Source organism: Nostoc sp. DedQUE12b, from assembly GCF_034530835.1.
GTDB lineage: Bacteria > Cyanobacteriota > Cyanobacteriia > Cyanobacteriales > Nostocaceae > Nostoc.
In genome coordinates, this window is the sequence record NZ_JAVRCI010000045.1 from 15,628 (window position 1) to 40,331 (window position 24,704).

General features: G+C 40.6%; 24 protein-coding genes and 2 pseudogenes. 11 read left to right on the forward strand and 15 right to left on the reverse strand.

Annotated features, from left to right (window positions below; genetic code table 11):
• Positions 1 to 214 precede the first annotated feature (214 nt).
• Together RMY16_RS20745 and dcd are read left to right on the forward strand one after the other, a co-directional pair.
• Positions 215 to 751 carry a P-loop NTPase family protein gene (locus RMY16_RS20745; RefSeq protein WP_322737992.1) on the forward strand — a complete coding sequence of 179 codons (537 nt, stop codon included), beginning with the start codon at positions 215 to 217 and terminating at the stop codon, positions 749 to 751.
• 86 nt (positions 752 to 837) lie between these two features.
• Entirely contained in the window at positions 838 to 1,407 is a 570-nt protein-coding gene (gene dcd / locus RMY16_RS20750) for a dCTP deaminase (protein ID WP_322667274.1), read from the forward strand.
• 99 nt (positions 1,408 to 1,506) lie between these two features.
• Here the strand turns inward: dcd and RMY16_RS20755 are convergent, their stop codons facing one another.
• The 4 genes and pseudogenes from RMY16_RS20755 to thyX all read right to left on the reverse strand — a co-directional run bounded on the left by RMY16_RS20755 (position 1,507) and on the right by thyX (position 4,076).
• A complete protein-coding gene (locus RMY16_RS20755) occupies positions 1,507 to 1,842 on the reverse strand; it encodes a XisI protein (RefSeq protein ID WP_322737993.1) in 336 nt (111 codons plus the stop codon).
• A pseudogene (locus tag RMY16_RS20760) lies at positions 1,830 to 2,246 on the reverse strand (XisH family protein). The gene RMY16_RS20755 and the pseudogene RMY16_RS20760 overlap by 13 nt, the downstream one beginning before the upstream one ends.
• 100 nt (positions 2,247 to 2,346) lie before the next feature.
• Complete coding sequence (locus tag RMY16_RS20765; protein WP_322737994.1) at positions 2,347 to 3,252, reverse strand: Rpn family recombination-promoting nuclease/putative transposase; 906 nt, start codon at positions 3,250 to 3,252, stop codon at positions 2,347 to 2,349.
• 101 nt (positions 3,253 to 3,353) lie between these two features.
• Positions 3,354 to 4,076 (reverse strand): FAD-dependent thymidylate synthase, encoded by a 723-nt coding sequence (thyX, locus tag RMY16_RS20770; RefSeq protein WP_322737995.1) that lies wholly within the window; start codon positions 4,074 to 4,076, stop codon positions 3,354 to 3,356.
• A gap of 186 nt (positions 4,077 to 4,262) precedes the next feature.
• Here thyX and RMY16_RS20775 point away from each other — a divergent pair, with 186 nt between their 5' ends.
• Positions 4,263 to 4,478 carry a chlorophyll a/b-binding protein gene (locus tag RMY16_RS20775; RefSeq protein WP_094348273.1) on the forward strand — a complete coding sequence of 72 codons (216 nt, stop codon included), beginning with the start codon at positions 4,263 to 4,265 and terminating at the stop codon, positions 4,476 to 4,478.
• 146 nt (positions 4,479 to 4,624) lie between these two features.
• Positions 4,625 to 5,206, forward strand: a complete 582-nt coding sequence (locus RMY16_RS20780; protein ID WP_322667236.1) for a thioredoxin family protein — start codon at positions 4,625 to 4,627, stop codon at positions 5,204 to 5,206.
• Between the two features lie 108 nt (positions 5,207 to 5,314).
• On the opposite strand, the gene RMY16_RS20785 is transcribed toward RMY16_RS20780, so the two are convergent.
• Both RMY16_RS20785 and acsF read right to left on the reverse strand, forming a co-directional pair.
• On the reverse strand, positions 5,315 to 5,827 hold the full coding sequence (locus tag RMY16_RS20785; RefSeq protein ID WP_322737996.1) for a hypothetical protein: 513 nt from the start codon (positions 5,825 to 5,827) through the stop codon (positions 5,315 to 5,317).
• A 785-nt stretch (positions 5,828 to 6,612) separates the two neighbouring features.
• Positions 6,613 to 7,689 (reverse strand): magnesium-protoporphyrin IX monomethyl ester (oxidative) cyclase, encoded by a 1,077-nt coding sequence (gene acsF, locus RMY16_RS20790; protein ID WP_322737997.1) that lies wholly within the window; start codon positions 7,687 to 7,689, stop codon positions 6,613 to 6,615.
• Positions 7,690 to 8,387: 698 nt separating this feature from the next.
• On the opposite strand from acsF, the gene RMY16_RS20795 reads away from it, so the two are divergent.
• The gene (locus RMY16_RS20795; RefSeq protein ID WP_322737998.1) at positions 8,388 to 8,885 is read left to right on the forward strand and encodes a TM2 domain-containing protein; all 498 of its coding nucleotides are present in this window, start codon (positions 8,388 to 8,390) and stop codon (positions 8,883 to 8,885) included.
• Between the two features lie 70 nt (positions 8,886 to 8,955).
• Here the strand turns inward: RMY16_RS20795 and RMY16_RS20800 are convergent, their stop codons facing one another.
• Both RMY16_RS20800 and RMY16_RS20805 read right to left on the reverse strand, forming a co-directional pair.
• Entirely contained in the window at positions 8,956 to 9,585 is a 630-nt protein-coding gene (locus RMY16_RS20800) for a DUF2996 domain-containing protein (RefSeq protein WP_322667247.1), read from the reverse strand.
• Between the two features lie 119 nt (positions 9,586 to 9,704).
• Positions 9,705 to 10,030 (reverse strand): annotated as a pseudogene (locus tag RMY16_RS20805) (EamA family transporter); the annotation flags it as partial.
• Between the two features lie 1,041 nt (positions 10,031 to 11,071).
• On the opposite strand from RMY16_RS20805, the gene RMY16_RS20810 reads away from it, so the two are divergent.
• Positions 11,072 to 12,037 (forward strand): hypothetical protein, encoded by a 966-nt coding sequence (locus RMY16_RS20810; RefSeq protein WP_322737999.1) that lies wholly within the window; start codon positions 11,072 to 11,074, stop codon positions 12,035 to 12,037.
• Positions 12,038 to 12,218: 181 nt separating this feature from the next.
• On the opposite strand, the gene RMY16_RS20815 is transcribed toward RMY16_RS20810, so the two are convergent.
• Positions 12,219 to 13,700, reverse strand: coding sequence for an NYN domain-containing protein (locus tag RMY16_RS20815; protein ID WP_322738000.1), 1,482 nt, complete (start codon positions 13,698 to 13,700; stop codon positions 12,219 to 12,221).
• 99 nt (positions 13,701 to 13,799) lie between these two features.
• A complete protein-coding gene (locus RMY16_RS20820; RefSeq protein WP_322738001.1) occupies positions 13,800 to 14,672 on the reverse strand; it encodes a D-alanyl-D-alanine carboxypeptidase family protein in 873 nt (290 codons plus the stop codon).
• Between the two features lie 377 nt (positions 14,673 to 15,049).
• Between RMY16_RS20820 and mnmG the strand changes: the two genes are divergently transcribed.
• The 4 genes from mnmG (at position 15,050) to RMY16_RS20840 (ending at position 18,886) form a co-directional block, all read left to right on the forward strand.
• Positions 15,050 to 16,972: a tRNA uridine-5-carboxymethylaminomethyl(34) synthesis enzyme MnmG gene (mnmG, locus tag RMY16_RS20825; RefSeq protein ID WP_322738020.1), complete on the forward strand. Its 1,923-nt coding sequence runs from the start codon at positions 15,050 to 15,052 to the stop codon at positions 16,970 to 16,972.
• Positions 16,973 to 17,019: 47 nt separating this feature from the next.
• Positions 17,020 to 17,163 carry a hypothetical protein gene (locus RMY16_RS20830; RefSeq protein ID WP_322667253.1) on the forward strand — a complete coding sequence of 48 codons (144 nt, stop codon included), beginning with the start codon at positions 17,020 to 17,022 and terminating at the stop codon, positions 17,161 to 17,163.
• 233 nt (positions 17,164 to 17,396) lie between these two features.
• Positions 17,397 to 17,555 (forward strand): hypothetical protein, encoded by a 159-nt coding sequence (locus tag RMY16_RS20835; RefSeq protein WP_322667255.1) that lies wholly within the window; start codon positions 17,397 to 17,399, stop codon positions 17,553 to 17,555.
• A complete protein-coding gene (locus tag RMY16_RS20840) occupies positions 17,525 to 18,886 on the forward strand; it encodes a hypothetical protein (protein WP_322738002.1) in 1,362 nt (453 codons plus the stop codon). Before RMY16_RS20835 ends, RMY16_RS20840 begins: the two co-directional genes overlap by 31 nt.
• 296 nt (positions 18,887 to 19,182) lie before the next feature.
• Here RMY16_RS20840 and RMY16_RS20845 read toward each other — a convergent pair whose 3' ends face one another.
• From RMY16_RS20845 to RMY16_RS20860, 4 genes are all read right to left on the reverse strand, one after another.
• The gene (locus RMY16_RS20845) at positions 19,183 to 19,800 is read right to left on the reverse strand and encodes a hypothetical protein (RefSeq protein ID WP_322738003.1); all 618 of its coding nucleotides are present in this window, start codon (positions 19,798 to 19,800) and stop codon (positions 19,183 to 19,185) included.
• A 32-nt stretch (positions 19,801 to 19,832) separates the two neighbouring features.
• Positions 19,833 to 21,197: a tRNA (N6-isopentenyl adenosine(37)-C2)-methylthiotransferase MiaB gene (miaB, locus tag RMY16_RS20850; protein WP_322667261.1), complete on the reverse strand. Its 1,365-nt coding sequence runs from the start codon at positions 21,195 to 21,197 to the stop codon at positions 19,833 to 19,835.
• A 149-nt stretch (positions 21,198 to 21,346) separates the two neighbouring features.
• A complete protein-coding gene (locus tag RMY16_RS20855; RefSeq protein ID WP_322738004.1) occupies positions 21,347 to 21,910 on the reverse strand; it encodes a retropepsin-like aspartic protease in 564 nt (187 codons plus the stop codon).
• A gap of 323 nt (positions 21,911 to 22,233) precedes the next feature.
• Complete coding sequence (locus RMY16_RS20860) at positions 22,234 to 23,007, reverse strand: nucleoside phosphorylase (protein WP_322738005.1); 774 nt, start codon at positions 23,005 to 23,007, stop codon at positions 22,234 to 22,236.
• A gap of 112 nt (positions 23,008 to 23,119) precedes the next feature.
• Between RMY16_RS20860 and RMY16_RS20865 the strand changes: the two genes are divergently transcribed.
• Complete coding sequence (locus tag RMY16_RS20865; RefSeq protein WP_322738006.1) at positions 23,120 to 24,082, forward strand: protein rep; 963 nt, start codon at positions 23,120 to 23,122, stop codon at positions 24,080 to 24,082.
• A gap of 41 nt (positions 24,083 to 24,123) precedes the next feature.
• On the opposite strand, the gene RMY16_RS20870 is transcribed toward RMY16_RS20865, so the two are convergent.
• Positions 24,124 to 24,606, reverse strand: coding sequence for a hypothetical protein (locus RMY16_RS20870; protein WP_322738007.1), 483 nt, complete (start codon positions 24,604 to 24,606; stop codon positions 24,124 to 24,126).
• Between the last annotated feature and the right edge of the window lie 98 nt (positions 24,607 to 24,704).

Sequence of the window (24,704 nt, forward strand, 5' to 3'; positions counted from 1 at the left end):
AGGCTTTCGGGTTTTGTCTATGTACTTCATTTACCTGAAATCTGCTGTAAATCAAGCAGAACTCTTGACTTCAATACAAACCTAGTGTTGACTAAGAATGCAATTTGCCAAATCCACCATACCTGTGAAAAACAGATTGATTATACAGGCAAATTTGTCAGTTTTACTGCCAGTAATAACCCTTTACTTATTGTATTTTTTTGAACTTAACTTTATGGTTGCCCAGCTAGAAACTCAAAGTATCAATTCAACCCCAACTCTACCATATCCAGTTGAAGGTCTAGTACAAGTTTTCACTAGCTCACATCGTAACTTTTTTACGAGCGTGATGGCTCAATCACTGAGAATAGCTGGACAAGGAACCCCAGTATTAATAGTACAGTTTCTCAAAGGAGGTATCCGCCAAGGACAAGATCGACCTATACAATTAGGACAAAATTTAGATTGGATTCGGTGTGATTTGCCTCGTTGTATCGATACACCACATTTAGACGATACAGAAAATCAAGCCTTACAAAAGCTGTGGCAGTATACACAACAAGTTGTGTGTGCGAGTAAGTATTCTCTCGTGGTGTTAGATGAGTTAAGTTTAGCGATTAACTTTGGTTTAATTCCTGAAACAGAAGTTTTAGCGTTTTTGGCAAAACGCCCTCCCCACGTCGATATTATTCTCACAGGGCCAGAGATGCCAAAATCCCTCTTAGATGTAGCAGATCAAATTACAGAAATCCGTCGGAGTTATCGACCTTAAACAAAAGACTCAATTCAGGATATCCTAGTAATTCCGTTTGAATTAGCTGTGAAGTTGTGATTAAAAACGATATCTGGATTACTGAAATGGCTCAACAGGGTTTAATTTCACCCTTTGAGCCAAGTTTAATCCGAAAAGTGCAAAAAGATGGATCGGTAGCAGTTAAACATGTAATTAGCTACGGTTTATCTTCTTATGGCTACGATATACGCCTTTCTTCGGCCGAGTTCCGCATTTTTCGTCACATTCCCGGAACTGTGGTCGATCCCAAAAACTTTAATCCTCAAAATCTGGAGCCAACAGCACTGCATACCGATGCTAATGGCAGTTATTTTATTTTACCTGCTCATTCCTATGGACTTGGGGTTGCTCTAGAAAAACTAGAGGTTCCTGAGAATATTACTGTAATTTGTATTGGAAAATCTACGTATGCACGTTGTGGCATAATAGCAAACCTAACGCCTGCTGAGGCTGCATGGCGAGGTCATTTAACTTTAGAATTTTCCAATTCTTCTAGCGCAGACTGTCGCATTTACGCTCATGAAGGAGTGGTGCAATTGCTATTTTTAGAAGGCGAACCCTGCGCTATTAGTTATGAAGCAAGACAGGGGAAATATCAGGATCAGCTAGAGATTGTAACTCTAGCTAAAGTCTAAGTGACAAGAAACTAATCTTGCCTTACTTAGATCCTGCTTTGCTAACTATTGTGCGATCGCTCTAAATCATACCCAAAAATCAAAGTGCGATCGCTTGCTTTATCCCACTGCAAATTCTGTCAGCTTTCGCATATAAGGAGGCTGATAAGCCAGCACTATATCTTGCTTAGGAATACCATACTCTATTAATTCATTAGCCACGCCAATCTCAGTCCCATCATACTGAATCCAAATCTTACCATCTCGAATATCTAGATGAATTAAACAGCCATAAACTCGACAGCGATTTTCCCACCCCGTATTCACAACTTGATAATGATTTTGTTGCACATCAAAAATAGTTTGTCGTTCGATTTCACCATAGGCAGGTTTAATCTGAGCATGAATTGTCAAAACTTGCTGGATGATTTGTCTATACTTTGCTAGTTTATCCATCGTACAATTACCTCATTTTCCGGGTCAAATACTAGCAGTTTCAATTGATATTCATGAATACTCAGTTGTGGCAATTGCCGTGAGAAAAAATCTTCATAAGTTGCTAGCGGAACTGCTAAATAGAGAACTCGCTCTGGTTCTTTTAGTTTTAGTGCAACTCGATAATTTAAACATTGTCCTAAAGCTGTATGAAATTCTTAAATTGCAGAAGGAGCAACAAAACTCTTGATTTCTACAGCAATTATTTCGTCTTGTTTTTGGGCAGCGATTAACCGTTCTGCACCCAGATAAATTTGCAATTGTCCATCTGCTAAATGAATAGACAGTGGATCGTGTGTAATTGTCCAGCCATCTTTTTGCAAAGCCAATCTAACTAAATTATGGAAAATATCTCTTGCAGACATTCATTAAAATTTTAAGTGTAATAACTCGAAAATTTTATAGTCTAAACTTTCATCATATTCTAGCTCTCAGGCAGGAGTTGGTGCGATCGCTTGCTTTATCCTACAAAACATTCCGTAACTCTTGAATTGTATTTGCTACAACAATCTTGCGTAAAATCTCTTTCAATTGTCCTAAGTCAGAAATTTGCGAAATTTCCGACATCAACTCCAAACCATCGCTGCCAAATTTCGCCTCTAAACTTGTTTCGATGCTAGAGGTTATTCCACGTACTTCTCCTCTTGCTTCTCCTCTTGCTTCTCCTCTTGCTTCTCCTCGTGCTTCTCCTTCTGCTTCTCCTCGTGCTAGTCCTTCACGTAAAATTTCTTGATACCAAGGTGACTCTCTTAAGACTGTCATATCCCACCTCATGATCTCCTGAACTAAAGTACTTTCTAATACAAAGGTTGCAAAAAATGCCAGAACTGTCTCAAGTTGATTTAATTGCTCGTCAGCACGCAGCATTCGCAATGCTTCCCTAATTGTAGACTCGTTTTCTCCGCCTTTAAGAATTGGTACAAAGGGAAGCAGCGACGGTAACGGCGTCTCAAAAGCAATATTTACGTCAACTTCCCAGAGATTGATTACGCGGTAATCTTGAATTGCTCTTAAACCGATAAAATTTGATGCAAAGCTTGTAGGTATTTCACTGTTGCTGATTTTGAGAATGTTAATCAGTACAGGGTAGGTTTGTAGTTTATATTTCTCTTCCGCAAGAGCCGCATAAGCACGCATCCGACGCGGCATTTCTGATGTGTGGCGTAATTGTAACTCATTGAGGATGAGAAATTTCCCATATTGGGGACTTTCAGCCTGAATTACAACATCGCTTTGTCGGCTAATCCATTGAAATTCTGTATTTAAGATTTCGCCTGTAACAATGTCGGGAATTCCTGTTACCCATTTTGCCCAATTATTTGGTGCAAGGCTGATTAATTTTTTAGTGCTAATATCGACAGCTTTGTTCATCAAAAAAAATAGATGCGATCACCCTAAATTAAACCCAGTAAATCCGAGGATAATCGCTTCGCCTTATCCTACCGCAAATTATGTCAACTTTCAGCCATTATCTAAGGTGCTAACCTGGCTTTACCTAGACGCTGCTTTTCATACCATTGTGCGATCGCAGGTGCCCAATCTTCAAAATGAGGCCACATCATTTCACATAACTTTTGAATTTCCAGTTGAGCATCTTTCTTATTTCTCAGGTCACAAAAATGTAAGAAAGACCTTAAATTGAAACTAACTACAAAATGCTGGCGATAGTCAAAAGGCACTTTACCTCTAGCGTGTTCTTCAGACATTCCACCCTCAAAATCAGCTTTATATCGTTTAGCTGCTTCTAAACACCACTCCAAATCTGCTGCTCGTTGCTCTAGTGAATAGTGATACTTTTTACCTTGCCTATCAGTGTAATAACCAACAGGACGTAGATAAAAAACATCTTCTATGTCTTTCTTACCTTCTACTACGTCAATAAATTGGTTGCCTGTATACCTAAAAGATTGTACATCAAATGATACAGAAACGCGATGAGTCCGCGCCTGCTGCATCACACTGTGGGGAAAGTAGCCACAATTGAAAACAATCTGGGGATGCTCTAAAGGCCCATAGTGTCCCCTCTCACCCGCTAAAAGCCGCTTAACAATAACTTCACCGCTTTGTGATTCCGAGGGCCAGGAGTCGCGCTCATCAAACACGAACCCATCGGTATAGTCCTGGTGCATCGCGGCATAAATCACCTGCTGCGGATTTGGTGTTTTGGCAATAACCTCTACTCGAAATCGATGCATTAGCTGTTGGGGAATGGATTGGTGACTGGGATTGCTTAGACAGAGTACTTAGACATGGCTTTGAACTCGATTCATCATCATATCTCTTCTCTGGCTTGGACTTCTACTCGATTAGATGAAGATACTTTACAAATGTTAATAATTTTGTTACAGTTATTTACATAAACAGAAGACAGGAAAAAATCCATGCGTACAAGCACTGCTATCATTGACGACCAAGGCAAACTGAACAACTTTGCGATCGAGCCAAAAGTATATATAGATGAGCAAGGCGATCGCACTGGTTTTACTCCTTATGCAGAAATGCTCAATGGTCGTTTAGCAATGATTGGTTTTGTCTCTCTGATAGCATTAGAAGTATTCACAGGACACGGTATTGTTGGTGTTTTGGCAAGTCTGTAAAAACTAATTTATTTAACATAACTCTCAAAAAATCATCAGAGACGGTAAATTTACCGTCTCTTATTTTATGGAAAACTTAGTGCTAGAGTGAAAATATACTGATAACAAAAACCGTTAATTATCAGCGTAAAAATATTGGGTGAACTATGGCTTTAACTGCTTCAACTATGTTGCCGCTAGGCACTAAAGCGCCAGATTTTAATCTACCGGAAGTAGTATCTGGAAAAGCAACTTCACTTTCTACCTTTGCAGATAAAAAAGCACTGTTGGTAATGTTTATTTGTCGGCATTGCCCGTTTGTAAAACACGTCCAAAACGAATTAGTGCAGTTAGGAAGAGATTATTTTACAAGTGATTTAGCGATCGTTGCTATTAGTGCTAACGATGCAAAAAATTACCCAGATGATGCGCCAGAGTCGTTACAAGCATTTGTTACAGAACAAGGGTTTAATTTCACCTTATGCTACGACGAGAGCCAAGAAACGGCGAAGGCTTACACAGCAGCTTGCACACCAGATTTTTTTATATTTGATGACCAACGCCAACTTGTGTATCGAGGACAATTAGATGATAGCCGCCCCAGTAACGGTAAACCTGTAACAGGTGCAGATTTACGCGCAGCTATTGAAGCAGTGCTAGCGGGTAAACCTGTTACAAGTGAGCAAAAGCCGAGTGTTGGTTGCAATATTAAATGGAAACCAGGAAACCAACCCAGTTATTTTGGTTAAGAAAGATTAGGCATCGAGATTAGGGGAGAGGTGACAGGTGACAGGTGATAGGGAATAATCTATACCCTGTAAGCTGTACCTTGTTATCTTCTTCACTCCCCACACCTATCAATGTTTAATTTCCAAATTCAGTATGTAGCATCCTAATTGGACTTTTTCCGCCCACAATTCATATTCCAGCCGCAAATTTTCTGGCAAAGGATGTCCGCTGAGAGTTAAGGTACGAGTAAAATTTCGTAAACGAATCGGGTCGTTAGGTTGCAATGACTCAGTTGGCAACCAATAGCGACTAATGCCATAAACGCCCTGTTCCCAAAAGTGACGGTAACTCACTTGAGCGTTACCTTGCATAGTCATGATGACTCGATAAGGGGAAATCTCCAGCCATAAAATTCTAGGACTGTTAGGGGCGTAAGCTTTGCTCTTACTTTGGGGAAGTGTGTCTTCTGGACTTATGACACTCTCTACTTCGCAGCTAATTAAAGGCGGTGCGGTCATCAATAAATGGAATCGATTGGTATCTTTTTGATACAATGTCGCGGCAGTTTCGACAACAGACCAGATCGGTAGGTCAGTGGAAATAAGTGATAAGCACACGGGCTTGCGGTGATGGGTCAGCATGGGAGCGATAAGGGCTAAAAGCTATTGAACAAAGTGAAATGAACACTCTAGCTGTCTAATAGGTCGGGCTAAGAAACTAAATAGTAAAGCAGGCTTAATATTAATGAATCCGTTGATTTGTTAATAAGCTACACAAATCTAGATGAAACAGGTAGAATGTCAGCTTACACAGCAAAAATGGTACTTTTATCTAGAGAGAGCTAATTCGTAAGTAAAGCTTGTAAATATTCTAAGGCTATAGCCTCAAAACAGTGGCAGTCGTTTTAGATGCTAAAAACCTTCTTCAGAGAGACTTACCGTAGATTGGAGTAAGTTTCATACAGCCAAAAGCAATAGGATACTAGGAAGGAAGTCACCAGAAGCGACAAACTAAGTCGCTGATCAACTTCCAGTGTATTCAAATGCCAGTGTATCCTAATGTCGGCTTCTGTTATATCCGTAGAAACTCACGAAAATCTTTCTCAGCAAAATATTGCTGAGTAAAAAGTAAAATTCATTGAGTCAGCAATACTTTGGTCTGCCCATTACGCGTCTCGCAGAGGCTGAAGCTTCATAAAAAATCATTCTGATTTATTTTTATTCATTACCGATGCCATTGCACCTGTGAACAAGTCATGAGTGTTACAGGCTGGTACTTATTTGGGAATACTTTTATAGGAGTGATGAGAAAGGCGATCGCACTAATAATTGGTTGACATATCAGTAATCATTGGCTTTGAAAAAGGACAAAAAAAGTGGCTCTGCAACCAGCAGAACCACCAAAGTTTTCACAAATCTGTTATAAATTAACGAACTGCCCCTTGAGTAGAAACAGTATCAATTGGTTTCATCAGGTACAGCCGCAATAACTGCCAGCCGTTGGAGATGTAAAGTGGCAGTTTTTGGAAGAATTGCAGGAATTTGGGAGTGCTGGAGTTAGCGATCGCACCCAACTTCTCATTATTGCTTATACAAACATCCAAGCGATCGTAAAACTCAGGATTCTCGACATCCAGCATCAGTGGGAATACCCGACCTGCGTTTTCGTTGGTCTTCTTAATTACATGGATATCGTATTCTCGCGCATCCAATCCCAGGGTGGCATAAAAGTCCTTGCGTTGGATGTCATTGAGATACATGGTCGCAAACACCGACAATAGGAAGAACCGACTCCACAGCCGTGCTTTCCAATCATTCAACATTTGCGGCTGGGATTTCATCACCGCATCAAAGAAATCGCCGTGACGGTTTTCATCCTGACACCAGTTTTCAAAGAACCGGAAGATTGGATAAACCCGGTCTTCGGGATGTGCTTCTAAATGGCGATAAATGGTGATGTAGCGCCAATAACCGATCTTCTCAGAAAGATAAGTAGCGTAGAAGATGAATTTCGGTTTAAAGAAGGTATAACTGCGACTCTTAGTCAAAAACCCTAAATCTAGGGACAGATTAAAGTCCGACAAAGCTTTGTTCAAAAAGCCAGCGTGACGCGCTTCATCCCGTGACATCAGGTTAAAACACTCAGCTAAGACGGGGTTTTTGCCTTTCAAGCGACGACCAAGTTCTTTATACAGCAAAAAGCCGGAAAACTCTGCCGTACAGGAACGTTCTAGAAATTCAACGAACAACTTGCGAGTTTCACCGTCAATATGATCCCAGGATTGTTCAAACTCGGCATCCCGAACAAAGTGATGGCGGTTGTAGTCAGTGCGGAACTCTTCGAGAATGGCTTGTAACTCGTCTTCGTTGACGGAGATATCCATCCGGGCCATTTCATCAAAATCGGTAGTATAAAACCGAGGTGTTAACAGGGTTTCTTTTGCCGGGACTTTAATCCCTGGCCGGATTTCTTCAAAGCCTGGTTTTTTGAGGGAATCTACCATGTCTTGATTTCTCTTTCGTCTTTATTATCTTAAGTAGACCTTTCGGGTGACGTTCCTACGTCCCTACCGCTACGGTAGCGGCAGTTCCTTATGGGGAAACCCCGTTGGCGCTATCCTCTCCCTTTGGGAGAAGACCGGGCTGTCTTACCAGAAATGCTCTGGCAAACCGTAACAGCCCACAATAATCCAATTGTATAAAGTTCAGTCTACCAAGGTGCGGGTGAGAAATTTCTAAGCAAAACATTAAGAGTTGCAACAATCATTCAATATTTGCGGAATCAAAAATCGCGGATTGGTAGTCAAATAAATATAGTTCAGCAAGCAGCATTATCTCGTTCAAGTGGAGTAGCACTCACCTCTTGATTCTCAAAGCATTAGTATCTCAGTAATTTTCTGTGGTTGTTACTACAATAAATTCATGGGGTTCTATTAATACGTTGGGCAGCTTAAAACTAACAATCCATGAGTAGCATAATTACTGAAAAATCTAAGTACTTTAGTTATTTTTTGCATCTTTCTCAATAATTATAGATTAGACAATGCCCACAACTTCAAATCAGAACAGCAGTGTCTATTACAAAAATTGTTAGAAAGCAACTGGTGCAAGATGTGAGTCTAGCTATTAGCACTTAGTATAAAAAACAGTCCGAAAAAACCATCTTAAACAACAAAAGTAAATCCAAAAGGTTGAAAACAAGATGAATCTTGAAAACAATCAGCAGCATAAAGACCGACTTCTTGTCTCTTATATCTTGTGTGCAGTCGGATTTATCGGGGTAGGAGGATTGCAGCGTTTCTATAATGGCAAGATCGGAACTGGTTTGTTATGGCTGTTGACTGGTGGTGTGTTTGGTATAGGGCAGTTTGTGGATTTGTTCTTTATCCCCAACATAGTTGACGAATACGAACACAACTTGAGATTAAAAGCGGGTGTATCTCCCTTTGGTGTGCCGTTGAATCAAGCAGTGGTTACTTCTCAAGTCCATCGTCCAACAGGCAACCAACTCATGGTGAAACTGATTGAAGCGGCGGAAAGCAAGGGTGGTGTTTTAACTGTCACTCAAGGCGTAAAGTTCACGGGAGCTAGCTTTGCTGAAGTGGAAGCTACTCTCAAAGAGATGTACAAATCAGGTTATGTAAAAATTGATAACGACCCCAATACTGGAGCCGTTACCTACCATTTCCACGAGCTTTAATTATTAGTCATTTGTCCTTTGTCATTTGTCATTTGTCATTTGTTAAAAACCAATGACCAATGACCAATGACTAATTTCTACCTAACCACTTTTGACCGTCCAAGCGCTGAACTAAGCCATATACCAACAAATCGAGGGTAATTTTGCGCTCATCGATTAAGAATGACTCAAGAGTACTAGGTTTTTTGCCTTCATTACAAGAAAATCCCTTTTTTCCTTGAATATCTTCATCGGGGAAATACAAGTTAAACTGTCGCTTACCAATTTCTGACCAACTGCCGGTAATTTGCCAGCATTCTTCAGCGGATTCAAAGCCAGTGATTGGCATCTTCTGCTTGGCAAAAGACACCTCTAAATCTTGCACACCTTTTTGAGCGATCGCTTTTTGTAAAGCTGGCAAGTAGTCTTGCTCAATGAACTCTACGAATGGCTTGTCTTCAACAGATGGGGCTTTTTCCTTTTTGGCGGCTTTAGCTGCGGCGGGTTTTTCTCCCTTGGGTGATGCAGCAGCTGGTTTAGCAGCATTGGGATTATCTTCGGGGTTTGCGGCTTTAGGATCTGGCGCGTTGGCAGTAGGAATATCTGTGGCTTCGGGTGAGTCTGTACTAGGAGCGTGTTCTTCAGCCACACTGGGAGCTTGCTTGTCGACAGTGCTGGGAGCTACTTCTCCCGCTTGATTGTGATTGGTTGGGTCTGCCATTGCTCAGGTCAATCCTTTAATCTAGCTTTGGGAGCGATCGCTCACCTTGTTGTATCGAGTATTTTTATTTTGACATACTACTACTGCAAGGCGGAATTCGTAAATCGTAATTCTTAGACTATGACGGCCAAAAATTCCCCTATGCCTAAACCGAAACCTCCCATATTCATCATGGTTTCTGTTGGAGGTTGAAGGATAATAGTTAGGATAACGCCAACAAAAGCTGCGATCGCACCAAAAAATTCCCAAATATTTACCCGTTTTCTCAATACCAGACTGATAGAGCCAAAGTTAGAGGCGGTTCCAAGCGTCCCACCAAGATGACATTGTTCACCCCTGTGAGTGCCAGTGCCTGGAAAATTAAGCCAGGGGCTAACGCTCCTGATAAAATAGCTACTGCTGTTAGACTAGCCCAATTTTTCCTTGAGAGTTGTTTCACATTCGCTTATTGTTCGCATTACGATGTGATTGTTGCCATTAAGAAAGGTAAGGTAACTAAATTTGAACACAGCGAAGTGAAGTAATAATAAATCCAGTTTCTAATTAATATTTTGCTAAAACTAGAGGAGCGATTTTATTGCATATAGGTTGCAATATATGAAGAAAAGCCCGGAGTCACGGAAGTGTCTCCGGCTTTATGCTGTGCATTTACGCTTGAGCGAAACTCTGATTTAGTCCTTCTCAAAAAAATATTAATTTTATGGAATATCGGGTCAAATGGAAAAGTTAAAATATGAAACTTTTTTGCTCTTAAACTCTTATTTAATTATTTTCGCTTTAGGTATTTTACAATGAGGCTTTTAAAAGCGATCGCCTGCGAACAAAAATTGTTTAATAGCTATTAAAGCAATTATTCTATGCTACCTCATAGGTCGGTAGCAGTTCCAGATTAAGGTAGTTAATTATTTTCCTTTTTTGAAAGAATATAAATACTATATAATACAGTGAAAAAACTTAGCAAAAACTAAATCTTAACCAAGATGCTATTCAACCTTAATGATTAGGAGAAATATTCTTAACATTATTCAAATATACTCTTGCTAAGATAACTCCAAACACAGATTACAAACTGATTTTTTGACTTTTAACGGGCAAATGAAAGATACTTAACTCTCGATTCATTGTAATCAAGTTTTGAAATAATGGCTTCCAAAAAAATGTGTGAAAGTGTAGCTAAATGTAGTTTTGAGATTTCTACATTCGACATCAAGTTCTCACATATCCTAATTTCACAACTTGAGCAAATAGTAATTCCAAGAATCTTGAGTTAAGTTTTCCTAGCCTGTTTACAGTCAAAAGTTTAGTAGTATTTCAGTTTTGCAAACTTCTCGGCTATATAAGCAAAGTAAGATAACGCAAACTAATCTTAAATCTCACCCTAGCAAAGTTAGCTTTGTTTGTGTCGTACAAGCTTTTAGTCAGATAGCAATTTGCATATTTGGAGTGTTCCCAAAAGTTTTACAGTTTGAATAAGGATAAAATTCTCATGGCTCTTTACGGCTATACGATTGGAGATGCGGATATCAACCCTAACCAAGGTGGAGAACAATTCGCAGTTTACCGCTTTCCCATAAGCTCCTTCAATGCTACTCCCCAAAAAGTAGGCGAAATCAATGCTGGGAATATTCCGAACGCAGACCTAGAAGGTTTGGGAACTAACCCCACTACCGGAAGGGCAAGTGCAATTAACGAAGCACGTGCCTCTGGTTCTACAACAGCTGGTTCTGTTATTCGGGTAAATAATGTAGATCAGCCTTTTGCTCCAGCTAGTGCCTCACCTACACCTACACCATCTGACCTACGTCGTTTTGGGTTTGACTCAGGTGCTGACTTTGGACGTGACTATTCAGTAGCTGGTCAGCCAATTGTTCTGTACAACATTTCAGGAAATAATAGCAGCAGTAATGGAGGTAGCTCTCTTTATAAAGTTACTACAGCTAATCCTGGAACTATTAGCCTTGTAGACGGCTTTGGGCCAGCTACTACTGCTGCACAAAGACAAGGAACTCAAGCTACCAACCCTGGAAAATTTGCCGATGGATTAGCTATCGACAATCTCAATCCTGGTAGAACTCGCGCTCTTGCTAGTGATTTCAGCACTGCTGATGGAGATGGAGCGCAGCTTTACAAAGTTGATTTGCTCACTGGTGAGCTATCTGCGCCGATTACTGTGAGAAATTCATCAGGGCAAGCTCTGAGTGTTAACGCAGATTCTGGATTGGCGTTTACTAACAGCGGATCTCAAGGATTGTTCGCTTTCCTGGAAACTGGTGCCGTCTATCAAATCACAGGCTACCAAGATGAACTTGCTGCATCAGGTCTAGGTTTAGGCAGTGCCACGGGTACTAATGGGGCTGGCTTTGCAACCGCCACCTTAGTTGGTAACGTTAATTTACCAAGTGCTGCAAGTGGAGCTATTGATTATGAAGGCTTTACGATTGTTAATGAATAACAGTCGTTGGTAGGATACTCTTTCTTCAACTCTTGTAAAAGTAGTTTTTATAAGAGTTGAAGAACGGAGCTAAAGATAAAAAAAGTTTTATTTGCCAAACTACCTGTACTTTTTGTCAAGACTAACTAAATTTTTATTTTGAAATTTATAAAAAAAGAATACATACGTCAGTCGCCATAATTCAGAATTGGGTAACGGAGTTTGTAGTAAGCACTCTAGTCCTTAGATAAGGGCTACCACCATTTAAAGTTCTATTCGATGAGCCATTAGAGCCTAAAGTTAACGTTTCTCTCAAAATTAATTTATTGTTATCACTCGATAGACAAATATCTGTTCCTTCAATGACTTTCTTTAAAAATTTTGCCAACTTGTAACCATGTTGTTTTCTTTTTTGGTCAAAGTTTGGAATATTATCTTTCAATATATGGTAAATCTGATTTACATAAATACCACCTTCTTTAAGCTGACTTAATTGCTCGATATTTTGCTTTAAATCTTGCAAAACTTTATTAGTTACTATTAAAATATCATCATTTAATAAACTTTCGCTAGTTACTTCATTAATGGAAATATCCTCTATTGTTACCTGGGGAGTAGGTATAGGTATAAAGCAATCGCAAACAGACTTGAGAATACGATTAATTTGTCCTTCATAAGCGCATCCAATTACAGCCTTCCCATATTCATGAAGCTTTTTAGCTAAAGCGGCAAATGCACCATCACCTGATACAATAACAAAAACTTGCAGCATAGGACGACTTTGGGCTAATTCCATAATATCAATGGCTAGTTGCATATCTGCTGCATTCCGTTTGTGACTATAATCAAAAATTTGAATTGCTTCGATGCCAAGTTCTTGAATCTCATTCTTGAGTGGTCTTAATCGAGAATCACTCCAGTCAGCATAAGCGCATTGGATAGCTATTTTATTAACTAGGGTAGTGTTTTCCAGATTTATTTGAATTTCTTTTAGAGAAAAATTCAAGTTAGGGTTGTTTCTACCCATTGTTAAGTTTTCAATATCATAAAAAATAGCTGTATTGAACTGCCCAGTTTTAGGTGAAATGTTAGCTGTAGTAGGAAACTGCTCTACACGAATCTGACGTTCCTTTAAGTCTTTCAACTCAGCTATTAAAGATATTATCTCTATCCTTGATTCGGAATTACCTTCTTTCTGTTTTAACTCTGTAATTGTTGTTTTTAAGTCATTGACTTGCAGCTTTGCTTGTTGTAACTCTTCTTGTAATTGCTCAGTTAATATATTGATTTGAGTCTGGTTTTGGATAGTCTGTTCCCGAAGTTCCCCAATGGTTTTGGAAAGAATTTGCTGGCGTTGCTGATAAGCTATTACCAAAGCTTTCTGGACGACATCCGATTCTTGGGGGAAAGCCTGACGGGTACAGACTTGCAAAACTGTTTCATAACCTGCGATTGCAATTTCTAAATTACTAGCAATGTTCCCTTGTTCAAACTCTTGAATAATAGTACTCAGTTTAATAATAACTCTAGCTAAATTAATAGCAATGGTAGGTTCTTTGGCAAAGCGATCGCTTACCCATTTTCGCAACTTTAAAGCTAAATTCTCGTTGAGTTTACTTAAGTTATGTTGCAGAATTGGATATACTTCCTGATTTTGATAAGTCGTTCTTAATAAATTAATCAAGAAGTCTTCCTCCTGGTTAGCAGCTTTATTTTGCATAGCTAAATCCCTGACAATACACATTTAAGTTTAGTATTCCCAAGTTTTCAAGCTATTTAACAATTAAAGCGGCGTAATCCAATAAGTAATGCCTCTAAGAGCTTGTTTTTTAAAACCAAACAGAGGTAAGTTTTCTTCAGATAAACCCACATAAGTCCAATGTGGAACATCGTTTTCTACAGTTTGAAACCAACCATTTTGATTAAGAGCTTTTCTCTGCTCTTTACTACCTATGCGTAAATCAATGGCTAATCCCCAGAGATGTTGTGAAGTTCCGGGGGGTGCAACTAAACCGAGAATTTTTGTTTCTTTACCTTGTTGAACATTTGCTAAAACTCGATCGTTAGCATACTTGTGCCAAAATCTTAAATTCGTGTTGAAAGTGCGAGTACAATCACCAGAACCATAACCAGATTTTAGCGGAATTTGTTGCTGGACTCGCGCTTTATTTAAAGCATCAGCCGCCGATTTTTGTAAATAACAGTCGTTAGTACCATTAACATGACCCATTGTTAAAGTAGCTTGAAACTCTTTGGTTTCTTGTTCATTAACAAAGATATTTTTTTGTGGCAATTTAATCCCAATATCTGGATTTACGAATACTGCACCATAGCTTCGCAGCAAAGTATATTCATAAGTACCAGGCTGGGGAATTGTAGATAATTTTCTAGCGATCGCAGATAAAAAGCGCTGTTGAGGATTTAATTTAGGATCGGGAATAAATGGTTCTGATGTTGTATTTTTATAGGTATTTATACAAGGTAATGAATTATTAATCAAGCATTCTTGTAATGGTTGAGCAGTTATAGCAACTTTGTGGTGGGTAATCTCATTGCTAGCTACTAATACGAAAATCATCAATATCACTATAGTGATGAAACTTGTCTTTCTAATAAACCTAGTAATGTTTTTTTGATTTCTGAGGGTGAGTTTCATTTTTAACTAATTGCTTGGTGATTATAAAATTAATAAATTTTTGAAAAACTTTTATTATTGATAAATTAAAATTACAGATTATCTATCAGCGTTGAGCTATAGTTTCATCCAAGTTAAAGAAAATATCTACTATATCCCAGCTATAAATTCATTTGTGTTGACTAACGATATGAACAATAGCTGCAATTGACAAACCGGAATGTTGTCACAAATTGAAAAATAATATTTTCAATTACTAATAAATTTAAAAAAATAGAACCTTGGCTTGAATTAAGTACTAGTAAGTTTGATAACTTTTTTATCAGAAAGTTACATCCATGAAACCACTGGAACAGCTAAAATTGATAAAGAACTCTAAGCTTGCCGATCCTGTAAGTATGACCATGCACAATTCCGTTGAATTCCAAGACGCTTTTGATGTCATAGTCGTCGGTGCAGGTCACTCCGGTTGCGAAGCAGCTCTTGCCTCTGCACGCCTCGGTTGTCGTACCCTGTTATTGACGCTCAATTTGGATAAAATCGCTTGGCAACCTTGTAACCCAGCAGTGGGTGGTCCGGCGAAATCCCAATTGACCCATGAGGTAGACGCACTCGGCGGGGAAATTGGTAAAGTAGCAGACCGCACCTACTTACAAAAACGTATCCTCAACTCTTCACGGGGGCCTGCTGTTTGGGCATTACGCGCCCAGACTGATAAGCGCGAATATGCAGCGGTGATGAAAAATATTGTTGAGAACCAAGAAAACTTGACAATCCGTGAAAGTATGGCAACAGATTTGGTGTTGGGCGCTAATGATGAAGTCATTGGTGTTGAAACTTATTTTGGTGTAGGGTTCCAATGTAAAGCAGTCATCTTAACAACTGGCACCTTCCTGGGAGGCAAAATTTGGGTTGGTAACAAATCAATGCCAGCCGGACGGGCTGGGGAATTTGCGGCTGAAGGATTGACACAAACCCTAAATCGCTTGGGATTTGAAACCGGCAGACTTAAAACTGGAACTCCAGCACGGGTAGATAAGCGATCGGTAGATTATGGTAAAATGCTCATCCAGCCAGGAGATGAAGATGTGCGCTGGTTTAGCTTTGACCCACATGTGTGGGTAGAACGGGAACAGATGCCTTGCTACATCACCCGCACAACCGCCGAAACCCATCGTTTAATTCAGGATAATTTGCACCTGTCGCCAGTTTATGGCGGTTGGGTGGAAGCGAAAGGGCCGCGTTATTGTCCCAGTATTGAAGATAAGATTGTCCGCTTTGCCGATAAAGAAAGCCACCAAATCTTTATTGAACCGGAAGGAAGAGATATACCCGAACTGTATATCCAAGGATTTTCTACAGGGTTGCCAGAAAATTTGCAGTTGCAAATGTTGCGGACTCTCCCTGGTTTGGAAAAATGTGTGATGCTGCGTCCCGCTTATGCAGTGGAATATGACTACTTACCAGCAACTCAGTGTTACCCCACACTGATGACCAAAAAGATTGCCGGACTGTTTTGTGCTGGGCAGATTAACGGCACCACAGGTTATGAAGAAGCTGCTGCTCAAGGGCTGGTGGCAGGAATTAACGCCGCTCGATTTGTTCGCTCTCAAGAAATGATTGTCTTTGCCCGCGAGCAAAGTTATATTGGGACGCTAGTTGATGACCTGTGTACAAAAGACCTACGAGAACCTTACCGGATGCTCACCAGCAGGTCAGAGTACCGATTGCTATTGCGTTCTGACAATGCCGACCAACGTCTGACACCCTTGGGAAGGGAGATTGGTTTAATTGACGATCGCCGCTGGGATATGTTTACTCAAAAACAGGGTAATATCACCACAGAAAAACAAAGATTGCAAGCCACACGAGTTAAAGAACATGATGAAATTGGAATAGCGATCGCATCTGATACCCAACAAGCAATTAAAGGTTCGATTACCCTCAACGACTTGTTGCGGCGTCCAGGATTACATTACGTTGACCTCGACAGGTTCGGACTGGGAAACCCCAACCTCAACCGGGCCGAGAAAGAAGGTGCAGAAATTGACATCAAGTATTCTGGCTATCTCGCTAGGCAACAAAATCAAATTGACCAAATTGCCCGCCAAGCTCACCGCCAGTTACCTGGGGATTTAGACTACACAACAATTGATACTCTTTCTAAAGAGGCACGGGAAAAGCTGACTCACATAAAACCACTCACCCTTGGTCAAGCTGCACGTATAGGTGGTGTAAACCCAGCCGATATTAACGCCTTATTATTATATCTAGAATTGCGTAGAACCAAGAGCCAGTCAGAGTTTCCAGCGTTAGCTTAACACAAGCTTGATAAAGACTGAGTATAGTAGTAGGGAGAGAGATTGGTATGATAGATGACATAACTATTAGTACTGGCATCATCAACAATCCCCAGATGGAAGTTGAGTTTAATACCAACACTCAATCAACTTATCTCAATAAGATAGGGGATTGGATGTTTCATTATTCAGGAGGCAGGAGGCAGGAGTAACCCACGCAGCACAACTGCATAGGATTGGAGCAAGACCGGAGGCAAAGCGGCTCCACTCTTTGTATCTTGCCTGCACATCTCAATACAATTCTTCTTTTGAATCAGGGTAATCACTCAAGGCTAAAGTTTTTATTCATACTTATTTCTTTTAGTAAGAACTGCCTCTACTTGCTGCCTCCTCTGATAATCCTAATTTCCAGGCAGTCTCAATGAAATAAGTTTCACCACCAAGTATGAAAGAGGGACTGGGGACTGTAAACTGGGAACTGGTATTTTTACTCAGCACTCAGCACTCAGCACTCAGCACTTTCAAGCCAGTAGGGGTGGCGTTTCCTCGTCCAAGCAACAACCCAGAACGTCTATGTTACAAGAAGCCAGCACCCGTCTCATAGTACCAGAACCATCAGAAGACTTAATCACCAACGAGCCTTGGTCGATAGAAAACTATGCTGATGGCCTAATGGATGAACTCTTTGCCGATATCGACTACATTCTGGATGCTAGTGGTAATCTACCTTCTCAAACTGTTAAACACAGTAGTCAGAACAAGTCGAGCCACTCTGTTGCTGGAGTTTCCGCCCAAGCTCAACGCCAATCGCCTCCAGAATACGTGCCTCTGCAAACAGTTACGATACCACAGATTATCTTACCAAACACCCTGAACCAAGGAGTACAGTCAGTTGCTCAAAATAACCACAAGCAATTGAGTACCGTTGTATTTGACACCTCTACTGTTAAATCAGTTAGTAGAAAGCGTCAAAAAACTAGTTCGGTTTTGGGCAAACTGCTGATTGTAGGAACAACTTTAGGCGTGGCGATCGCTAGCACGATCTACTTGGTGCAGTCTGGAGTCGTATATCTTTTAAATAACAAATTGCCTGAGTCAGCGCTTCTATTGCCGCAATCGCAGTCACGGTTGCCCGTAAAAACGGAAATAGAGGCAGAATTAGTTGACTATATGCTCCAATCGCTGGCTGTTATAGATAAGCAAGGAGCAAAGAGCAATCAAAAATCTTTCAATCCAGGATTCTCCAGTCAGGCAAATACTAACCAAATAGCCCTTGGTCGTGAGCAAAGAACTGGTAATCTACCAGCACTTCCACTTTTAGCTAATAATACACCACCAGCCCCCAACCGTTCTGGAAGCGTTGTTGAGCGCATCTACGTCCCCGTTTATCAAGCGCCGTCACCAATGCGCTACGCCCTTCCAGCCATTCCGGGGACTCCCACACTTTTACCACAAGTTGCCAGTGCGTTACGGGTATCTCAACCTAATGTTGTCAAAACTGCCCTGAATACAGTGCAACAAGCTGCCAAGCCTGTAACTGTCAATATGTTAGCTGCGGCTGTACGAGCCGAACTCAAACCGATGGCAGCAAAAACTGCACCCATTACCGTGCGGCAAACACCCAAACCTCTGCCTGCATTACCAGTAGTTCCATTGCGTGCTGCACTCGCACCAGAGTCAGAACCAACTATTACCCAGGAACAAGTATATCCGGCAACTGCGATCGCAGTAGCTCCAAGTAATACCTTAGAGGGATTGCTAGAGTTGGGCAACAAATCTGCCGCTTTGTTTAAAATTGATGGTGTGACTCGCCGCATCAATATGGGTGAAAGTATCGGCTCCAGCGGTTGGACACTAGTAGATGTCAGTAATGGCGAAGCAGTCATCCGACGTAATGGCGAAGTGCGCTCGATTTATGCAGGACAGAAACTATAAATTTTTTAACCATTAATAGTACTGCGACCAGCAATAGTTGATTGAAATAATTTGATTGCGTCAAATATTCCTCTGTCTGCACTATTAGGATTGCCTGCTGATATATAGCCTAACTAATGCGATCGCGTTCTAATACCTTTAAGATTATCAGCTTTATTGATAGCAAGATCGCTTTTACCTCCAGCATATTCTAGTAAATATTAACTGAGATTACTTATTTGATAATTTGCCGATTTATTTTGGTAAATTTTCTACTTTCAATGCCAACTTGTGTAAATACTTAAAAATGCAATCGTTTAATAAATAATTCGCCAAGCTTTTACCGTCCCTTTACCAATTTCGCTATCAACAGTTTGACCTCCTTCTAAGACTAGTCTGATATTTAAGTTCTCATCTGAAGCATTTTTCAAAGCAGTGGCTAATTCTTTACTGATAGCAAATGTGCCATTGGAACCATCTAATTGAAAAACTTTTTCTCTGACCTTGAGCAAAAGTTTATCGACTTTTTTGGTCGTGACAAATCTAAGATAGTCAGGTCTGGGATACACACGACCTGCGGTGTAGAAAGAAGACCTTGCTTGACCCGAATTTACTGTTACGAGTACTCGAATGCTCGAAGGAGTCCACAAACTAATAACTTGCTTTGAACCCTCACGGTACAAATAGCCACCTAAAGAATTGCGATCGAAAACTCCAACAAACTCCCCTTCGAAGGGGTCAACAATTCTTACGGCTTTCGACCAAGGCACATCCATTTCGGGGGACAGTCCAGCCGATTTGACCATTGGCAAATCGCTTGATGCTTGAGCAAGAATAGCTATTTCTTGAACAGTTAAAGCAGCACAAACTTCAGGGGAAATTACAGCCAAGCTAGCCCCAAAAAGAAGAACTGGAATTGTTTGCGGTAACTTCATGATAAGTTAGGGGTATAATCTTCAAATGGTTCTTAGTGCAAAACAGTTTGCCTCACTTCAATTGGTTCACCCGTCAAACTAAAAGGACGAACTTCGGTAATTTTTACCTTCACTAACTGCCCTTTGAGTTCTTTGATGTCACCGCTAAAAAAGGTCAAACGATTACCGCCAGTGCGTCCCATTACCTGGGTTGGATCTTTAGGATTTTGGTCTTCTACTAAAACTTCTTCAATGCGTCCAAAGTAACGTTGCGATCGCTCTGCTACTTTCAAGTTTCCCAGATGATTGAGCCGTTGCAGGCGATCGCTTTTAATTTCTTCACTCAGTTGATTGTCCCACAAAGCGGCTGGTGTCCCTGGACGCGGCGAATATGCTGCTGTGTTCAACATATCAAAGCCAATATCTTCCACCAGTTTCAGAGTATTTTCAAACTGTGCTTCTGTTTCCCCAGGAAAACCGACAATTACATCGGCACTAATAGAAGCATCTGGCATATACCGCCGAATGGTATCAATAATCCGGCGATATTTTTCATGGGTATAACCCCGCGCCATCGCCTTTAAAAGTTCGTTATCCCCAGATTGAAAGGGAATGTGGAAATGTTCGCACACTTTGGGTAACTCAGCACAAGCTTGAATTAATCTCTCGGTAAAATAACGGGGGTGACTAGTAGCAAATCTTAATCTTTCAATCCCCGGCACATCATGCACGTAATAAAGCAAATCTGTAAAATTGTGCAGATGCCGACCTTCTGGTGTCACTCCAGGTAAATCTCTGCCGTAAGCATCAATATTTTGACCGAGTAGAGTAATTTCTTTGTAACCTTGCCGTCCTAATTCTTCCATTTCAGCCCGGATAGCTGACGGCGTGCGAGATTGTTCGACACCGCGCACATTGGGAACTACGCAATAGGTGCAGCGTTCGTTACAGCCGTAAATTACGTTTACCCAAGCGGTGACTGTACTATCTCGTCGCGGCTGGGTGATATCTTCAATAATGTGAACTGCCTCAGTTGCGACAACTTGGTTGCCCTCAAATACTGACTCCAACAAGTCTTTCAGACGGTTGGCGTGTTGTGGCCCCATTACCAAATCTAATTCTGGCACTCGCCGCAACAGCGCTTCTCCTTCTTGCTGGGCAACACAACCAGCAACAATGAGGGTTAAATCAGGCTGCTCATGTTTACGCTTTGCTTGTCTGCCAAGGTAGGAATATACCTTTTGTTCAGCATTATCCCGAATGGTGCAGGTATTGTAGAGAATCACATCTGCATGATTCGGATCTGGACACCACTCAAAGCCCATGTCTTCCAAAACGCCAGCCATGCGCTCTGAGTCAGCTTTATTCATCTGACAACCGAAAGTAGTAATGTGATATTGGCGTTTAGAAGTGGTCATGGGCAATTATGCTGAATCAGCGTAATGTATGTCAGGTTTATTTCTATTCTATAACGCTCTACACTGCTTCAGGAGTGCTGAGTACCTTGGCTCAGATTCCTTTTGATATTTCTAATATAAAAACCTCAAAAAGTTACAAGCTGCAAGCATTAGCGGTGATGAAATTCAACTTCTGTTTCCAGAATTTTAATATCATAGTTGCCAAAGAAATCGTGACCTAGTAGCCCGATGCTTGCTTTTGGGGCGATCGCTACTTGAAGATTATTGGCTGTAACTCCACCTACTGCAATAGATTTTACCTTACTGGTTGAGAATTTTACTTCACTACCATCAGCAATTTGGGCTTGCATTGTACCTGTAGCCTGTAGTTGCAGTGTATTCGCCATATCTTGAGTGATAATGGTTCCACTAGCACCTGTATCTACAATCATTTCAAAGGTTTTTTTATCGTTGAAGGTGACATCAATCACAGGAGTTCCACCAAAACGGCGTTTGATTGAGACTCGAAAAACTTTATTGTTTGAAGGTGCGGCTATGATATTGCCACAAATTCTTCCCAATCCAACGGTTTTACCAGAGGAAGTTATCATGTAACACGCTCCTGGATCGTCTGCTGTCGCCCGATGAGAGAATGCTAAAGATATCAGCGTTGGCATTAGTGTGAGCGCAGCTAGATTAACGCTGGTAATCCAACGCCTCCAAGCATTCTTCATGTTATACTGCTCTCCAATTTTTTTGATTCTTATTAATAGCTAAACTCATCATGCGGCTGTAAAACATGGTATTAAAAGCACAGCTTTTTGATATAAAAAATTAAATATATGTGTTTAATAGGTATTGCAACGGTTTTTTTAGTTTTAAATTACCTGATTTTTTTATAATATGTATCTCAAAAATATGAAATCGCATCTTACTCAATATATCTTACCTAGAATTACTGATTGATAAATTAAAGATTAGGTAAAGACATGATAAAACTACTTAGAGCAGTTTCAATCTGACATCCTAAGAAGTTGGATAAGAGAAATTTGTTAGCTTACTCAAAGTTTACTGCTGCATTTACAGCAGTTGCGATCGCATTTTTTACAGCAACATCTCTTTGTTCTAAGATGATATTTTCACCATCACTACGCGAAGCAACTACACCGCAAATAGCGGCAGCAGCAAAATTATACACTCCTGCCATTTTAAATAGTGTGCCGCATTCCATCTCGTAATTCAAGATATTTAAGCGCCGATATTCTTCTGTAATGCCATGCAGCGATCGCATTAAATTTGGATTTGCTGAATCAGTGCGTTCTTGTCCTTCGTAAAAAGTATCAACTGATGCCGTAATTCCGATGTAATGTTCAACCTTTAATTCTCGTGCAGCTTTAACTAAAGCGACTGTCAAAAAAGGATCGGCTGCGGCTGGATATTCCACTGGTGCAATGTCATTCGCTGCACCTTGGCGACATAATGCTGCACTGCTAATAACAACACTACCGACTGGTATATAAGATTGAATAGAACCGCAAGTTCCAATGCGAATAATTTGCCGAATTCCTATTTGTATCAACTCGTTGACAACAATACTTAATGAAGGCGCACCCATACCACTAGTAGCTGATAAGATGCTGCGACCATTCGGTAAGTATCCTACGTAGCTATTGAGTCCGCGATTTTCTGACAACACGCGTACATCTTGTAAATAAGTTTGAGCAATTAGGTGCGATCGCTCTGGATCGCCAGATAATAGAGCAATGCTGGGAGGCGATGAACCTAAATCGTCTTGCCCAAAGCCAATGTGATAGAAACGTTTACCAGTCATAGAGTTGAGAGTAGCGATCGCCCTACATATTTACCTAAATACTTTTACTGAGGTTTTTCCGTATAAATTACGTTAATTTGAGACGTTAATACCAAACTGACTCAGTGATTCTGTGTTTGCTAAAGCCTTAAAGTCCCAACAAAATCAAAATGTACAAAGCTTATCCGAAGTTTCGCCTATAGGTAAAATCTGGGACAAACATAGAGTTAATACTGATAAAGTTTTCCATTATTACGCTAAAGCAGACGAACATTGCTTTCAGCAGTATGCTTGGCGAGTGAGAATGTGTTCTGAGTTGCTGAAGTTTCAATTAGTGCCAGACGAATCAGAAGGTATTCTCAAGTTAAAGCTATCAGATGCCCGATTCTGTAGGGTTCGTCACTGTCCGGTTTGTCAGTGGCGGCGATCGCTCATGTGGAAAGCAAGAGCTTATAAAATTCTCCCACAGGTTGTTACTGATTACCCCAAGTACCGTTGGCTATTTGTTACTTTGACTGTAAGGAATTGCCAGATTGAGGAACTCAGGGAAAACTTGGATTCGATGAATAAAGCTTTTAAGCGATTCACTGAATTGAAAGCATGGCCTGCGAAAGGTTGGGTGAAGTCCATAGAAGTAACTAAAGGTAGAGATGGAGTCTCAGCACACCCGCATTTACATATTTTGGCAATGGTGCCGCCTTCGTATTTCAGTTATGGCTATCTTTCTCATGCCAAATGGGTAGCGTTCTGGCAGCAGTGCTTACGAATTGATTACCAGCCAATTATTCATACTAGCGCGATCGCTAAACATCATAACCCGTCACGACTCATCCCAGAAATTCTCAAGTATCAAGTGAAGGAGTCAGATTTGGTGGGTGATAGAGAATGGTTTTTAGAGTTAACCCGTCAGCTACATAAAAGTAGAGCGATCGCTGTTGGGGGTATACTCAGGCAATATATGCGCGAATTAGAGGAGAAAAACCAAGACCTCATTAATGAAAGTGAAGAGACAGATGAGGTGAATGGAGAAAGTTTGTATTTCCGATGGGAGCGCAAGTTACAAAGATTTAAATATAGAGTGACATCAGCGATATAATAACAGCCCCATAATCCTTACATGAAAAGGATTACATAAGTTTAGAACTGTAGAAACTGTGGCTTAATCCGGCGAAAGGACAAAGACCAGCGATCAGATACAACTGGAAGTAGTTCATGGAGAATACTAGAATCAAACTGGATAACCTGACCATCTTCAAGGTGATATTCCTGATTATCAATGCGGAAAGTAGCACGTCCAATATTAACTAATGCTACCAGAGGTTCAAAAACGGGGTGGTCACGGTGTTCTATCATGCCACCACCTGGACGATAATGGCAGAGTAAGGCACAATCCCATCCTGGAAGAATGCGATCGCCAAGCCGATTAACCCTCGCATCCCAATTGCCTGGATTAATTACCGCATTAGGCAATAGTATTACCTCATATCCAAACCATTTGTGAGTTCGATCAAAAGCAACCCGACTAGAAGCCATTGACTTCATACTAAATTGATGATTACACCAATCATGAAGACTTTGAATATCGATACGAACGTGTCCAACAGTTTCAACTAAATTCATTATTAACTCCTGAAAGTTTTAACTCTGCAAATCAAACTAATTACACCTACCCTCAGCGCGAAGCGTTCAAAAAAAAATATTTAAAGTCTATTCCACTC

What these genes read in the sequence shown, in the direction of transcription:
- RMY16_RS20840 (WP_322738002.1), top strand. Translation starts at nt 17,525, where the DNA reads ATGTTACAAGAAGCCAGCACCCGTCTCATAGTACCAGAACCATCAGAA.
- RMY16_RS20745 (WP_322737992.1), top strand. Translation starts at nt 215, where the DNA reads ATGGTTGCCCAGCTAGAAACTCAAAGTATCAATTCAACCCCAACTCTA.
- mnmG (WP_322738020.1), top strand. Translation starts at nt 15,050, where the DNA reads ATGACCATGCACAATTCCGTTGAATTCCAAGACGCTTTTGATGTCATA.
- RMY16_RS20870 (WP_322738007.1), bottom strand. Translation starts at nt 24,606, where the DNA reads ATGAATTTAGTTGAAACTGTTGGACACGTTCGTATCGATATTCAAAGT.
- RMY16_RS20855 (WP_322738004.1), bottom strand. Translation starts at nt 21,910, where the DNA reads ATGAAGAATGCTTGGAGGCGTTGGATTACCAGCGTTAATCTAGCTGCG.
- RMY16_RS20755 (WP_322737993.1), bottom strand. Translation starts at nt 1,842, where the DNA reads ATGGATAAACTAGCAAAGTATAGACAAATCATCCAGCAAGTTTTGACA.
- RMY16_RS20830 (WP_322667253.1), top strand. Translation starts at nt 17,020, where the DNA reads ATGATAGATGACATAACTATTAGTACTGGCATCATCAACAATCCCCAG.
- RMY16_RS20780 (WP_322667236.1), top strand. Translation starts at nt 4,625, where the DNA reads ATGGCTTTAACTGCTTCAACTATGTTGCCGCTAGGCACTAAAGCGCCA.
- RMY16_RS20820 (WP_322738001.1), bottom strand. Translation starts at nt 14,672, where the DNA reads ATGAAACTCACCCTCAGAAATCAAAAAAACATTACTAGGTTTATTAGA.
- RMY16_RS20810 (WP_322737999.1), top strand. Translation starts at nt 11,072, where the DNA reads ATGGCTCTTTACGGCTATACGATTGGAGATGCGGATATCAACCCTAAC.
- miaB (WP_322667261.1), bottom strand. Translation starts at nt 21,197, where the DNA reads ATGACCACTTCTAAACGCCAATATCACATTACTACTTTCGGTTGTCAG.
- RMY16_RS20845 (WP_322738003.1), bottom strand. Translation starts at nt 19,800, where the DNA reads ATGAAGTTACCGCAAACAATTCCAGTTCTTCTTTTTGGGGCTAGCTTG.
- RMY16_RS20785 (WP_322737996.1), bottom strand. Translation starts at nt 5,827, where the DNA reads ATGCTGACCCATCACCGCAAGCCCGTGTGCTTATCACTTATTTCCACT.
- RMY16_RS20860 (WP_322738005.1), bottom strand. Translation starts at nt 23,007, where the DNA reads ATGACTGGTAAACGTTTCTATCACATTGGCTTTGGGCAAGACGATTTA.
- acsF (WP_322737997.1), bottom strand. Translation starts at nt 7,689, where the DNA reads ATGGTAGATTCCCTCAAAAAACCAGGCTTTGAAGAAATCCGGCCAGGG.
- dcd (WP_322667274.1), top strand. Translation starts at nt 838, where the DNA reads ATGGCTCAACAGGGTTTAATTTCACCCTTTGAGCCAAGTTTAATCCGA.
- RMY16_RS20795 (WP_322737998.1), top strand. Translation starts at nt 8,388, where the DNA reads ATGAATCTTGAAAACAATCAGCAGCATAAAGACCGACTTCTTGTCTCT.
- RMY16_RS20765 (WP_322737994.1), bottom strand. Translation starts at nt 3,252, where the DNA reads ATGAACAAAGCTGTCGATATTAGCACTAAAAAATTAATCAGCCTTGCA.
- RMY16_RS20775 (WP_094348273.1), top strand. Translation starts at nt 4,263, where the DNA reads ATGCGTACAAGCACTGCTATCATTGACGACCAAGGCAAACTGAACAAC.
- RMY16_RS20835 (WP_322667255.1), top strand. Translation starts at nt 17,397, where the DNA reads ATGAAAGAGGGACTGGGGACTGTAAACTGGGAACTGGTATTTTTACTC.
- thyX (WP_322737995.1), bottom strand. Translation starts at nt 4,076, where the DNA reads ATGCATCGATTTCGAGTAGAGGTTATTGCCAAAACACCAAATCCGCAG.
- RMY16_RS20800 (WP_322667247.1), bottom strand. Translation starts at nt 9,585, where the DNA reads ATGGCAGACCCAACCAATCACAATCAAGCGGGAGAAGTAGCTCCCAGC.